The organism is Fictibacillus phosphorivorans, from assembly GCF_001629705.1.
GTDB classification, from domain to species: Bacteria; Bacillota; Bacilli; order Bacillales; family Fictibacillaceae; genus Fictibacillus; species Fictibacillus phosphorivorans_A.
In genome coordinates, this window is record NZ_CP015378.1 from 575,913 (window position 1) to 588,850 (window position 12,938).

Sequence of the window (12,938 nt, forward strand, 5' to 3'; positions counted from 1 at the left end):
TGTAGAAAATAAATGTAAAGGAGGGATATGCGTGACAAGTGCCCAGTTGAAGGAAGAGATTGTTGCATATAGTAAAGAAATCGGAATCGACAAAATTGGTTTTGCACATGCTGATGTATTTGCCGAGCTCAAAAAACGTCTCCGATTACAACAAGACCTTAACTATCAATCAGGATTCGAAGAAAGTGATATAGAAAAGCGTACAGAGCCTGAGCGGCTTCTGTCTGGTGCTTCAAGTATCATATCGATCGCTCTTGCATATCCCTCCAAGATGAAAGATGCTCCAAAAAGTGTTCGTGGAGAGCGCAGAGGAATTTTTTGCAGAGCATCATGGGGTAAAGACTACCACCATATATTAAGAGAAAAGCTCTCATTACTGGAAGCTTTTATTATAGAAAAAGTTCCAGGTGCCGCTGTGAAATCAATGGTAGACACTGGTGAACTATCGGATCGGGCTGTCGCTGAGAGAGCAGGGATCGGATGGAGTGCGAAGAACTGTGCGATCATGTCACCTGAGTTTGGTTCTTATATGTATCTCGGCGAAATGATTACAAACATTGCATTTCCTGCAGACACACCAATGGAAGATCAGTGCGGTTCGTGCAACAAATGTGTCGATGCATGTCCGACAAACGCTCTTGTACAAGGAGGACAGCTTGATTCTTCAAAGTGTATCGCCTTTTTAACGCAAACGAAAGGATTTCTGCCTGATCAGTATAGAGATAAACTCGGTAACCGTTTATATGGGTGTGATACGTGTCAGACCGTATGCCCTGAAAATAAGGGGAAAGATTTTCATCATCATCTGGAAATGGAGCCTGATCCCGAGATTGTGAAGCCTCTTTTAAAACCGTTGTTGTCGATAAGCAATAGAGAGTTTAAAGAAAAATTCGGATACATTTCAGGCAGTTGGAGAGGAAAGAAGCCTATTCAACGAAATGCGATTATTGCTTTAGCTCATTTTAAAGATGAAACAGCCATTCCTGATTTATTAATGTTACTCCATCATGACCCACGCCCCGTAATAAGAGGGACTGCGGCATGGGCAATTGGTAAGATTGGCGGAGAAAATGCGGAATTAGAACTATTATCTGCAAAAGAGAATGAAAAAGACGATTTGGTCACGCTAGAGATTGAAAAGGGACTGAAAATGGTTCGAAATCAAGAAATTTCGTAATCGCATATGTTTGCTGTGTCCGATATAGTAAGGTCAAGTAATGAAAAGAAGGGATAATTATGTGTCAGATTAAAACGTTACTCTATTACGAAGAAATGGAAAGCGTAATCGGACCGTTAACAATCATTGCAACGGAGAACGGAATCTGCCGTCTCGATTTTGGTTCAATGGAGGATAACCTTCCAACTTTACGTTCATGGATGGCGAAACATTTTATTAAGGGAGAGCTTATACACTCTCCAGAACGATTGGACGATGCCGTTCAACAACTACACGCTTATTTTGCAGGCAACCTGCATGAATTTAGTGTAAACTATGATTTATTTGGTACCGCTTTTCAAAAAAAGGTATGGAACCAGCTTACGAGTATTCCTTATGGCGTAACTTGTTCGTATAAGGAAGTCGCTCAAGGCATTGGTGCACCTAAGGCCGTTCGAGCTGTAGGCAGCGCAAATAATCAAAATCCAGTACCTGTTTTTATTCCATGTCACCGAGTGATTGGAAGTAATGGAGCACTTGTAGGCTATGGCGGAGGATTAGATAAAAAAGAAATATTGTTATCGATCGAACAGAATAGCTGCAAGAAGACATCCTAGAGAGCCCTTAAAGGGTTCTTTTTTTTGATATCCCACTCATATGTTAGTAGAAGCAGGAGGGATGTCTGATGTGGATGGAAACACTTAAAGCTTATATCCAAAACCAATCTCAATGGATGATACATGCAGATGCAGACGGACGAGGTTACTTTCTACGAGAAGAACAAGAAAGCTTCATTCGAAAAAAACAAATGTATACCGATAGAAATGCGTTTATCGTGAACAATCAAACGAACGGAAGCGTCTTACGAACGACTGAATCTGAGGATAAGGTTCAGGTGGATTATCTAGTCCATTACAGCTTTTTGATCAAACACGGATTTGATTTCTATGTGGAAGAAATCTCTCAAGAGCGACGAGCTACGTTTCAAGATGGTGATATGAAGAGCGATGAACCTGTCAATGTGGAAGGAAACTATAGAGAACTTCCGAAGATCGAGCGGGAGAACGAATCGATCACGCCGACAAAAGGTGGGTATGATCGGCTTGCTGCTGTACGCTATGCAGAAAGATGGTGGAATACGTTTAATCCTGCCTATAAATCTTTTGAGAATGATTGCACGAATTATATTTCTCAAAGTCTACATGCAGGTGGCATTCCGATGACTTCTCAATCGATTAAGTCGAAGGGGTGGTGGATGCGAAATAATTCTTGGAGCTATAGTTGGTCAGTAGCCAATGCGATGAGATGGTATTTATCCGGTTCTAAATCGACGCTTCAAGCACAAGAGAAATCAGCGGCGCATCTTCTTTTGCCGGGAGACGTGATCTGTTATGACTTTGATGGAGATGGCCATTATCAGCATACAACGATTGTGGTCGCAAAGGATCCTTCGGGAGAACCACTCGTAAATGCTCATACAACAAACAGTAGAATGAGATATTGGGGCTATGAAGATTCAACGGCGTACACGAAGCGCATTCAATATAAATTTTTTCATATTCTTTAAGAATAAGCTTGCCTTCAGAGAGTGATATTCCAAAAAAAGTGCTATAATAAGTACTTGTTGGAATATTGTTTTTGAGGTGAGCTTTTTGGCTATACATGTTGTTTTATTCGAACCGTTAATACCTGCGAACACAGGAAACATCGCACGAACCTGTGCAGGAACAGGTGCACATCTGCATCTCATTCATCCACTTGGATTTTCTTTAGAAGACAAATACTTAAAGCGTGCTGGCCTTGATTATTGGGAGCATGTAAAATTGTCACATCATGATTCCTTGGATGCTTTTTATAATGAATACCCAGACGGGGAGTTTTACTATATCACCAAATTCGGTGAACAGACGTACTCCAATTTTGATTACTCTGATTCGGAGAAAGATGTTTTCTTTGTATTCGGAAAAGAAACGAAGGGACTTCCACGTGAAGTGATCGATGCAAACATGGAAAGATGTCTGCGTATCCCGATGAATGAACACATTCGTTCATTGAACCTATCGAATACGGCAGCGATCTTGATCTATGAAGCACTGCGTCAACAGAGTTTCGGAGAGTTGAAATAAAATAAGCAAAAATAAAAAAACGTCCTGATTAAAAGGACGTTTTTACTTCCATATGTATATGGATTAGTTTTTTCCAGGACGATCGTTATAGCCTGCTGTAAAGATGGCAGTCAGGAAGGCGAGCATCACGAGTAGGATGAGGATAAAATCCATTTGAACTCCTCCTTTGAAAGTAATATTATTCTTTCCAGTATCTTTTCTCATTATAAATGAAAACGGTTTTCATGGGAATGTATTTCTGCTGAAATTTAACAATTTGAGGGGATTCGTGCAAGCATCGATGAAGAAAAACGTATATATGACAGGGTATCTTCCCTTGTTTTCTATTATTCTGTTCAGTTCGGGGTTTTCCATTTATTTTGAAAGACTCTTGATTGATAAGCTTACATACTTTGGTGTGTATCAGGGGATGCAAGAATTATTTGACGATCATGTGATTCACTTATCAATCGGTTTTTGTTTGTTTCTGCTGTTCTTTATGATGTTTGCAGCTCTTAAGCTGCTGTCTGATACGCTGACGCACCTCAGTCTGTTCTTTTTTTCAAAAGATACAGAGGGTAATCTGCTTCAGCAAGGAAAAGGCGGGAGCTGGTACTTTTTTGTTGGCGGTATGCTAGCGATCGTGCTGAACCATTCCGTTTTGCTGATAGGTATTGTGTTCCTTGTTGCCTCTCTTTTGTACTTTTTTCAATTTTTATTGCGGATCAGTGCGAGATTATCAACCATTGGTATCATGGGCATGGTATTCCTGCACTTATTCTTTTGGACAGGCTTTGGGCTCCTTGTTGTCTATACGGTGATGCGTTTGTATAATGCGTTTGTGGCTGCTATTACCTAGGAAGTTAGGTAGGTTAAAGGAGTAAGAGTTGTCGAATTTTGTAATCTCGCCGATATATGTTTAAAACTCGCCGTATTATCATGAATTGTATTTTTGTTTTCAGCTCCACAGTACCTATTGTACAGCTAAAAACCCTGACACTATTGTAATGACAGGGTTTTTCTTAATTTTGGTGTGCCTTTATCATAATATCCCGCCAAATCATCACTTCGGGTGACGAACTTTCAATAGAATGAAGACTGCTCGGTGTATCACGTCCGACCCAAACGCCTGCCGTATAACGATCAGTCAGTCCGATAAACCAAAGATCCCGCACATCGTTTGTTGTTCCTGTCTTTCCGCCAATATACGAGGAACCCGCAAAACGAGCATCTCTTGCTGTTCCTGAAATTGTTACGGCTTCTAGCATCTCCCGCATCACACTATTGGTTTTCCCACTCCATACTGAAACATGTTTCTCTTTCCAAGCATATAACAGCTTTCCGTTCTTATCTTTTACTGAAGTGATCAACCTAGGTTTTACAAATGTCCCATTAGAACTAAATGCAGTATACGCACTTGTTAACTCAAGAGGCGAGAAGCCTTTTGAAAATCCGCCGAGCGCACTTGCAAGCTGATGATCATCGCTCGTTAAAGATGAAAATCCAAATGGCTCCAAATAAGAGAACGCCTTGTTCACTCCTGTTTTACTTAGTGCTCTGACAGCTGCAGTGTTGATGGAACTCGCCATCGCTTTTTTTAGGGAGACTGTACCGTAAGAAGCTCCTCCATAATTGTTAGGGCAATAGTTACCTTCACACATACGTGCTGCAGAAATGAGCGAGTGTGAATTTGCACCGTACACATCCACATAAGGGGCATAGACGAGAAGGGGCTTTATTGTAGAACCCGGTTGTCTTTTTGCTTGAGTAGCACGGTTGAATTCTTCTAAACCAACATGCTTTCCTCCAACCATAGCGACAATCTGTTTTGAAACATGATCGACAACAACGGCAGATCCTTCTATGCCGTTATAGGGCAACCTTTTATTCAAAGCACGCACTGCTTCTTTTTGCAGCCGAGGATCTAATGCAGTTTCAACGACAACACCGCTCTTTAAGAGTAAATCTCTCTCTATCACTAATTCTTCTGTTGTCAGATTCTTATGGCTAGGAGAGGTAGCTAGTAAACTCAAAAGTTCTTCTTTTACATAACCCACGATTTCAGGGAAGGGAACGACAGGCGGTGAAACCTTTAAATTAATGTGTTGACTAAGTGATGCTTCATAAGTAGTTTCGTTGATGTATCCTTGCTCTTTCATCTTCAATAAAATCCACTTTTGCCGTTTTATCGTGTTCTCAAAGTTTGTAAGAGGATTATAAAGTCTTGGGTTGTTTGGTATGGCTGCGAGCACTGCTGTTTCAGCTAACGAAAGCTCACCGACCGGTTTGCTGAAGTAATATCGGCTAGCTTTTTCTATTCCATACACACCATTTTGAAAATAGATCGAGTTGATGTATAGCTCTAAGATTTTTTCTTTTGATAACTGTTGTTCAATTTTGTATGAGATTAGTAACTCTTTTAGTTTTCGGTCATATGTACGTTCGTGTGTTAAAAATAGATTTCGTGACAGCTGCTGTGTGATCGTACTGCCACCTTGTTCAACAGATCCTGCTGATGAATTCGTAATAAAAGCCCGGGCAATCGCTTTTCCGTCAATCCCATGATGCTGGTTGAATCCTTGATCTTCGGTAGCAATAAAAGCTTGACGCACAGGTTCAGGGATTTTGTTGGAATTCAGATAAATTCGACTCTCATCACTCTTAAACTCAAAAAGAAGATCACCGTTTCGATCAAGGAGGCGACTGTTTTCATCAAGTTTCATATTCTCCACTTGAGCAAGAGAAGAAATTGCTTTTTGAAAAGGAATATAGTTTTCGTGTTCTGTTCTTAAACCTATAAATGAAAAGAACACGATACCGAGCAGTAAGAGCACTGTTAGAAGGCCAAGCTTTTGATTCATAACGCTTTCTCCGTTTCAAAACATAAGGATAAACATATTTTACCATGATTGTGCGAATGGGAATTCCAACTTTTTTAAATAAAAATCGCTATTCAAACAGAATGATTACGGACATCCCCGCATAGAGTAGATTAACACTTGATGGAGCCAATACAATCAAGGAGGTACTCATGGATATTTTATCGAGAATCCAACTGCATCGTGAAGAAGAACAGCGTTTAGCCTGGGAAGGTACCTTCGCTGAATACCTTGATATTTTACGAGATCGGCCATTTGTTGCCCAGTCTGCGCATTCAAGAGTATACAACATGATCAAAGATGCTGGCATTTCAGAAAAAAATGGTCAAAAGGTGTATCATTTTTTCAGCGATCAGATTTTTGGATTAGAAGAATCAATCGAACGACTTGTTGAAGAGTATTTTCATCCTGCCGCTAAACGCCTTGATGTTCGTAAACGTATTTTATTGTTGATGGGACCAGTATCCGGTGGTAAATCCACTTTAGTTACAATGCTCAAAAGAGGCTTAGAGCAATACACAAAAACTCCTGCAGGGGCGGTCTACGCGATCAAAGGCTGTCCGATGCACGAAGATCCGTTACATCTCATTCCACAGCACTTAAGAAAAGAGTTTTTTAATGATTATGGCATTCGAGTAGAGGGAAGTTTATCTCCTCTCAATACGATGAGACTTGAACACGAATATGACAATCGCATTGAAGATGTGATGGTAGAACGTGTTTTCTTCTCAGAAGATAAGCGAACAGGGATCGGTACGTTCAGTCCATCTGACCCTAAATCACAAGATATCGCTGACTTAACGGGAAGCATCGACTTCTCCACGATCGCAGAGTACGGATCAGAATCTGATCCGCGTGCCTATCGCTTTGATGGAGAACTAAACAAGGCGAACCGAGGAATGATGGAGTTTCAGGAAATGCTGAAGTGTGATGAGAAATTCTTGTGGCATCTCCTTTCTCTTACTCAAGAAGGAAATTTTAAAGCAGGAAGATTTGCATTGATCTCAGCGGACGAATTAATTGTGGCGCATACGAATGAATCGGAGTATCGCTCTTTTATCGCGAATAAGAAAAACGAAGCTCTGCACTCAAGGATTATCGTGATGGGCGTTCCGTATAACTTAAAAGTATCAGAAGAGGAAAAAATTTATGCCAAGATGATCTCAGAGAGTGATATGTCTCATGTCCATATTGCGCCTCACGCATTAAGAGTGGCAGCAACATTCTCCGTGCTGACACGATTGAAGGATTCTAAGAAACAAGGCATGGATCTTTTGAAGAAGATGAGATTATATGACGGTGAGATCGTAGAAGGATTCAATCATGTCGATCTTGAGGAACTAAAGAAAGAGTTTGCTGATGAAGGAATGTCTGGTATCGATCCGCGTTACGTGATCAACCGAATATCATCAGCGATCATCCGCAAAGAAACACCTTCTATTAACGCATTAGATGTTCTGCGTTCATTAAAAGACGGGCTTGATCATCATGCATCCATATCGAAGGAAGATAAAGAAAGGTTTATTAACTTTATCTCGGCAGCTCGTAAAGAGTACGATGATATTGCGAAAAAAGAAGTTCAGAAAGCGTTCGTTTACTCGTACGAAGAGTCTGCAAAAACGCTCATGGACAATTATCTCGATAATGTTGAGGCGTACTGCAATAAAAATAAATTACGTGATCCGCTTACTGGTGAAGAGATGAGTCCTGATGAGAAGTTGATGAGATCGATTGAAGAACAGATCGGAATCTCTGAGAATGCAAAAAAAGCATTCCGTGAAGAAATCCTGATCAGAATATCTGCTTATGCCAGAAAAGGAAAGAAATTTGACTATAATTCTCATGAGAGATTAAGAGAAGCGATTCAAAAGAAATTATTCGCAGATCTTAAAGATGTTGTAAAGATTACGACATCATCTAAGACTCCAGATGAGTCCCAACTGAAGAAGATAAATGAGGTCATCGCACGGTTAGTGGATGAACACGGATATAATACGACTAGTGCCAACGAACTACTAAGATATGTAGGTAGTTTACTGAACCGATAAATATGGCAACACACCCTGTACACGAGTTAAGACTGTCAGGGTGTGTTTTTTTACAGAAATTTAGGGAAAACTAAACAAATTGCAGAGTGGAATTCACAATCATATTTATGTTGAAAATAATTGAACTTGTGTTTACTTACTTAAAAATGGTAAATTGATACTAATAAGCTAACTAAAGGAAGTGAGCCCAGTGAGCTCGACTAAAAAAGAACGAAACGGATTAATGGATTGGATAAAAGCAATTGGTGTTGCACTTATTCTAGCTATTATTATAAAAAAGTTTCTGATTGAGCAATATGTTGTTTACGGAGAGTCTATGATGCCTACCATTCAAAATGGCAATCGTCTGATCGTGAATAAGATCGGATATGAGATCAGTCAGCCAGAACGGTTTGATCTGATCGTTTTTAAGGCAAACCCAAAAGAAGATTATATCAAGCGGGTGATCGGTCTTCCGGGAGACCATATTGCATACCGAGATGACAAGTTATATATCAACAACAAACCAGTGGAAGAACCTTACTTAAAAGAATTCAAACGCTTTGCTGGTAATCGTACCCTGACTGGCAACTTTACATTAGAAGAGATCACGGGACATGATACGGTACCAAAAGGTAAAATCTTCGTACTTGGTGACAACAGGCTGCACAGTATCGACAGCCGCCATATCGGTTTTGTTGAGATGACGGATATCGTGGGCGAGGCTAACATTCGTTATTGGCCGATGGATGAGCTTAAAGTTTTTAACGGTTTTAAAAAGGAATAAATGGGGAAAAATTCAGTAAGAGGTGAATTCCTATGACAAAGCAAAATAATAATGAACCTAAACGAAAAAACAGCTCAATGGTATCTAACTTTGAAGAAATGAAAGAACACGGAAAAGTGATGGAACACGTTTCCACTAACGAAGAAGTTCATAAAAGCGGAAAAACGCCTGATCCCGAGCAGCACGACAAAGAAGAATATGATAAATAAATACAAAACGAAGCCTTCTTTTCTTTTTTAGAAAAGAAGGCTTTTTTATCATGAAAGTTTAGCAATTCTAAGAAGTACGTGCATATGATAGTGTAACCAACCCTTTTTTTCTGATAATAGCGGATTGTTACAAGCAAGTTATGCCCCGGGTTGATCAAGAACAAGCAGCATTGACTCTTGCTGCTCTGGAGGGGGAAAACGATGAGCGAGCCGGAAAAGAACAATTTTGTTGTGTCTCAGGAAAACTGGTCCCTCCACCGAAAAGGATATCAAGATCATCAAAGGCATATGGAAAAAGTGCAGGAAGCCATTAAAAACAACTTGCCGGATTTGATAAGTGAAGAGAATATCATTTTATCCAACGGGCGTGATGTGATTAAGATTCCAATCCGTTCTATGGATGAATACAAAATCCGATACAACTACGACAAAAACAAGCACGTAGGCCAAGGTGATGGAGATAGTCAGGTGGGGGATGTAGTAGCCAGAGATGGACGTGCCGGACAGAGCGGGGCCGGAAAAGGAAAAGGACCTGCAGGCGACAAACCAGGTGTCGATTATGCAGAAGCAGAAGTTTCGATCATTGAACTAGAAGAGATGCTGTTCAAAGAACTCGAACTGCCTAACCTTAAGCAGAAAGAACAGGACGAGATCGTACTCGAAAAGATTGAATTTAATGATGTTCGTAAAAAAGGGCTCATGGGGAACGTGGATAAAAAGAGAACGATTCTTACAGCGTTCAAACGTAATGCTTTGATCGGAAAGCCAAGTGTTGCTCCGATCCACAATGATGATCTGCGTTTTAAAACTTGGAATGAAGTCATCAAACCTGAATCGAAGGCAGTCGTCTTGGCCATGATGGATACTTCTGGTTCGATGGGTATCTGGGAAAAGTATATGGCGAGAAGTTTCTTTTTCTGGATGACACGCTTTTTAAGATCAAAGTATGAAAAAGTTGAGATTGAATTTATCGCACACCATACAGAGGCGAAAGTTGTTTCAGAAGAAGACTTTTTTAACAAAGGTGAAAGCGGCGGAACGATCTGTTCATCTGCTTATCGTAAAGCACTTGAGTTGATCGAGACAAAATATTCGTCGAGCCGTTTTAATATTTATCCTTTTCATTTCTCAGATGGAGATAACCTTACAAGTGATAATGCAAGATGTGTGAAGCTCGTTCAACAAATTATGGAGCACTCTAATATGTTTGGTTACGGTGAAGTGAATGCCTATAATCGTCATTCGACTTTGATGAGTGTGTATAAGAATATGGATAATCCGAAGTTTAGTCATTATATTCTAAAAGAAAAAGCGGATGTGTATCATGCCATGAAGAGCTTTTTTAAGAAGAATGAAGTGAACATTTAATGTAAGTCAAACTCATTGATGTATATGAAAGTAGTTGATTTCCGTTTCAGATGCTCGCTTTCCGCGGGGCAGGCGGTGAGCCACATTCGTACGTTTCACTCTTAAGTGTCTCACCTGCCCACCTGTCCCGCAGGAGTCTCGCATCCTACACTCCAATCAACTTCTTGATGAAGTACTAAAATAAATGAGTTTTTAGAAATGACCTTTTCTAAAAGTAGAAGAATTTCTAGCAAGATTCTATTACGGATAAGCTTTTAGAAAACAACTATTCATAAAAAACAAATCGCCCGCATCCATGTATTGGATAGCGGGTTTTGTTGTTGAATTCAATAAAATTACATATAACTAAGGTTACGCATTATGGACGAAAAATGAATGTAAAGGGGTGGGAGATTTGAAAACCATTAACAAGTTAGCCGTGTTCTGTCTAAGCTTCATGCTCGTGTTAACGATAATTCCTCAAGAAGCTCGAGCGGACTGGTTTGATCCGTTGACGATCCACTTTTTAGACGTTGGCCAAGCCGACTGTATTCTTATAAAAGCACCAAATGGACAAACGATGCTTATCGATGGTGGAGATGAACATGACGGAGATAAGATCATCTCTTATCTAGAAAAAGAAGGCGTTACGCATCTGGATATCGTTGTAGCTACTCATCCTCATCACGATCATATCGGTTCTTTAGATGATGTGATAAGAGCGTTCCCTGTGAGTGTACTGTACATGCCGAACCTCCCATACGATACAAAATATTATCATGATCTTTTTCGTGTGATCAACGAAAAACAAATACCGGTTGATCGCGCAAAAGCAGGTGTGAATTTTAAGATGGGCTTTTCTGTAAAGGTTGAAATGCTGGCCCCTAAGGGTTCGTATTATAAGCACATCAATGATTACTCAGCTGTTATTAAGATCAAGCATGGCAAAAAGAATTTTCTTCTGATGGCAGATGCAGGTGCTGAAGAAGAAAAGGAGATATTGAAACGTGGTGGGGTTAAAGCAGATGTAATCAAATTGGGTCATCATGGGGCTAATACGGGAACGACGATGGAATTCTTGAAAAAAGTCAAAGCGAAAACAGCTGTGATTTCGGTCGGCAGGAATAACCCCTATCAGTTCCCCTCGAAAGAAGTGATGTATCGTTTAGAGAACCGAAAGATGACAGTCTATCGAACAGATCAGCTTGGAGCAATTATCGCTACTAGCAACGGAAAGAAGATTTTGTTTAGAACGAATGTCCTTCATTAATAATCGGTTTTCTTGCGTCTTTTAGAAAAATTTAAGAAAATAGTATAAAACGCTCAAGATGGGGATGGTTAACCGTGATCAAGGCATTGGTGTTTGATTTTGATGGAACGATTCTGGATACGGAAACACAGCATTACAACGCTTTTCAAGAGTTGTATCAGGAACATGGAAGCGATCTGCCGCTCGAAGTGTGGGGAGAATGCATCGGTACCCATTCTGATTTTAATCCTTACGAATATTTAGAGAGACAGATCGATCAAAAGCTTGATCATGAAGTCCTACGAGCCAAAAAGACGGAACGTGCACTTGCTTTGATAGCAGAACAACGGGAACTTCCGGGAATTATAGATTACCTTGAAGCTGCAAAAGAACTAGGATTAAAGGTTGGCCTAGCATCAAGTTCTTCGCGAAAATGGGTAGAAGAGCATTTAGATCGAATTGGATTGAAGCATCATTTTGAAGTGATTAAAACAGCCGATGATGTTGAAAGAGTAAAACCAGATCCCGCGTTATATCTTGAAGCGGTTAAAGGCTTACATGTAAAGCCTCATGAAGCGATCGCTTTTGAAGACTCTGTAAATGGATCAATGGCAGCAAAAAGAGCAGGATTATATTGTGTGGCCATTCCTAATCCTGTTACAAAACATATGGCATTTAGCGATGTGGATCATCAGATGGGATCTTTAGCAGAGTTAAATCTTGCATCACTCATTCAGCAGGCAGAGAAAAAAGGGTAAAGAAACCAATATGGTTAACGTGCAAGGAATCAATCATATTACGATTCGAGTTTCTAACATAGAGAGTTCCAAAACATTTTATAGGAACATACTAGGTGCTAAAATCGTTCATAAAGGGAATACAGATATATACTTAGACGTCGGGGGAGTTTGGCTGTGTCTGATAGAAATGGTTAATGCAAAACCTATAGATAAAAATCAAATAGGGGTTGATCATGTTGCATTTACAGTTTCTGAAGAACATTTTCCTAAAGCAGTTCAGTTGCTGCGTGAACAAAAGGTTGAAATCACGAGAGGACCGATACAAAGAGGCGGGGGAAACACAGTTAGTTTTATCGATCCGGATAGAAATGTAATAGAGTTCTTCACTGGAAGCCTTCAAGAACGGATGAAGAATTGGAAGTAAGCAAAGTAAGTTAGT

13 protein-coding genes are annotated in these 12,938 nt (G+C 40.1%); 12 read left to right on the forward strand and 1 reads right to left on the reverse strand.

The genetic code is table 11. The annotated features are described in order from the left end of the window. The first annotated feature begins 31 nt into the window (after positions 1 to 31). From queG to ABE65_RS03075, 5 genes are all read left to right on the forward strand, one after another. Positions 32 to 1,177: a tRNA epoxyqueuosine(34) reductase QueG gene (gene queG / locus ABE65_RS03055; RefSeq protein ID WP_066391223.1), complete on the forward strand. Its 1,146-nt coding sequence runs from the start codon at positions 32 to 34 to the stop codon at positions 1,175 to 1,177. A 59-nt stretch (positions 1,178 to 1,236) separates the two neighbouring features. After that, entirely contained in the window at positions 1,237 to 1,773 is a 537-nt protein-coding gene (locus ABE65_RS03060; protein ID WP_066391224.1) for a methylated-DNA--[protein]-cysteine S-methyltransferase, read from the forward strand. Between the two features lie 68 nt (positions 1,774 to 1,841). Beyond that, positions 1,842 to 2,723 (forward strand): amidase domain-containing protein, encoded by an 882-nt coding sequence (locus ABE65_RS03065; protein ID WP_153236540.1) that lies wholly within the window; start codon positions 1,842 to 1,844, stop codon positions 2,721 to 2,723. An 85-nt stretch (positions 2,724 to 2,808) separates the two neighbouring features. Further along, complete coding sequence (trmL, locus tag ABE65_RS03070; RefSeq protein ID WP_066391226.1) at positions 2,809 to 3,282, forward strand: tRNA (uridine(34)/cytosine(34)/5-carboxymethylaminomethyluridine(34)-2'-O)-methyltransferase TrmL; 474 nt, start codon at positions 2,809 to 2,811, stop codon at positions 3,280 to 3,282. A gap of 268 nt (positions 3,283 to 3,550) precedes the next feature. Beyond that, positions 3,551 to 4,120, forward strand: a complete 570-nt coding sequence (locus ABE65_RS03075; protein ID WP_082861257.1) for a DUF5366 family protein — start codon at positions 3,551 to 3,553, stop codon at positions 4,118 to 4,120. A gap of 163 nt (positions 4,121 to 4,283) precedes the next feature. Here the strand turns inward: ABE65_RS03075 and ABE65_RS03080 are convergent, their stop codons facing one another. Next, entirely contained in the window at positions 4,284 to 6,122 is a 1,839-nt protein-coding gene (locus tag ABE65_RS03080) for a transglycosylase domain-containing protein (protein WP_066391227.1), read from the reverse strand. 170 nt (positions 6,123 to 6,292) lie between these two features. Here ABE65_RS03080 and ABE65_RS03085 point away from each other — a divergent pair, with 170 nt between their 5' ends. From ABE65_RS03085 to ABE65_RS03110, 7 genes are all read left to right on the forward strand, one after another. After that, on the forward strand, positions 6,293 to 8,188 hold the full coding sequence (locus ABE65_RS03085) for a PrkA family serine protein kinase (RefSeq protein WP_066391232.1): 1,896 nt from the start codon (positions 6,293 to 6,295) through the stop codon (positions 8,186 to 8,188). Positions 8,189 to 8,378: 190 nt separating this feature from the next. Beyond that, on the forward strand, positions 8,379 to 8,954 hold the full coding sequence (gene lepB, locus ABE65_RS03090) for a signal peptidase I (protein ID WP_153236543.1): 576 nt from the start codon (positions 8,379 to 8,381) through the stop codon (positions 8,952 to 8,954). Between the two features lie 32 nt (positions 8,955 to 8,986). Then, the gene (locus ABE65_RS22010; RefSeq protein WP_194270728.1) at positions 8,987 to 9,163 is read left to right on the forward strand and encodes a hypothetical protein; all 177 of its coding nucleotides are present in this window, start codon (positions 8,987 to 8,989) and stop codon (positions 9,161 to 9,163) included. Between the two features lie 201 nt (positions 9,164 to 9,364). Continuing rightward, complete coding sequence (gene yhbH, locus ABE65_RS03095; RefSeq protein ID WP_066391233.1) at positions 9,365 to 10,531, forward strand: sporulation protein YhbH; 1,167 nt, start codon at positions 9,365 to 9,367, stop codon at positions 10,529 to 10,531. Between the two features lie 394 nt (positions 10,532 to 10,925). Continuing rightward, the gene (locus ABE65_RS03100; protein WP_066391234.1) at positions 10,926 to 11,780 is read left to right on the forward strand and encodes a ComEC/Rec2 family competence protein; all 855 of its coding nucleotides are present in this window, start codon (positions 10,926 to 10,928) and stop codon (positions 11,778 to 11,780) included. Positions 11,781 to 11,854: 74 nt separating this feature from the next. Further along, positions 11,855 to 12,517: an HAD family hydrolase gene (locus ABE65_RS03105; protein WP_066391235.1), complete on the forward strand. Its 663-nt coding sequence runs from the start codon at positions 11,855 to 11,857 to the stop codon at positions 12,515 to 12,517. Between the two features lie 10 nt (positions 12,518 to 12,527). Next, positions 12,528 to 12,923 carry a VOC family protein gene (locus ABE65_RS03110; RefSeq protein ID WP_066391236.1) on the forward strand — a complete coding sequence of 132 codons (396 nt, stop codon included), beginning with the start codon at positions 12,528 to 12,530 and terminating at the stop codon, positions 12,921 to 12,923. Positions 12,924 to 12,938 lie beyond the last annotated feature (15 nt).

Excerpts from the sequence above, each read along its gene's own strand:
- yhbH (WP_066391233.1), top strand. The coding sequence starts at position 9,365 with ATGAGCGAGCCGGAAAAGAACAATTTTGTTGTGTCTCAGGAAAACTGG.
- ABE65_RS03065 (WP_153236540.1), top strand. The coding sequence starts at position 1,842 with ATGTGGATGGAAACACTTAAAGCTTATATCCAAAACCAATCTCAATGG.
- ABE65_RS03060 (WP_066391224.1), top strand. The coding sequence starts at position 1,237 with ATGTGTCAGATTAAAACGTTACTCTATTACGAAGAAATGGAAAGCGTA.
- ABE65_RS22010 (WP_194270728.1), top strand. The coding sequence starts at position 8,987 with ATGACAAAGCAAAATAATAATGAACCTAAACGAAAAAACAGCTCAATG.
- ABE65_RS03080 (WP_066391227.1), bottom strand. The coding sequence starts at position 6,122 with ATGAATCAAAAGCTTGGCCTTCTAACAGTGCTCTTACTGCTCGGTATC.
- ABE65_RS03110 (WP_066391236.1), top strand. The coding sequence starts at position 12,528 with ATGGTTAACGTGCAAGGAATCAATCATATTACGATTCGAGTTTCTAAC.
- ABE65_RS03085 (WP_066391232.1), top strand. The coding sequence starts at position 6,293 with ATGGATATTTTATCGAGAATCCAACTGCATCGTGAAGAAGAACAGCGT.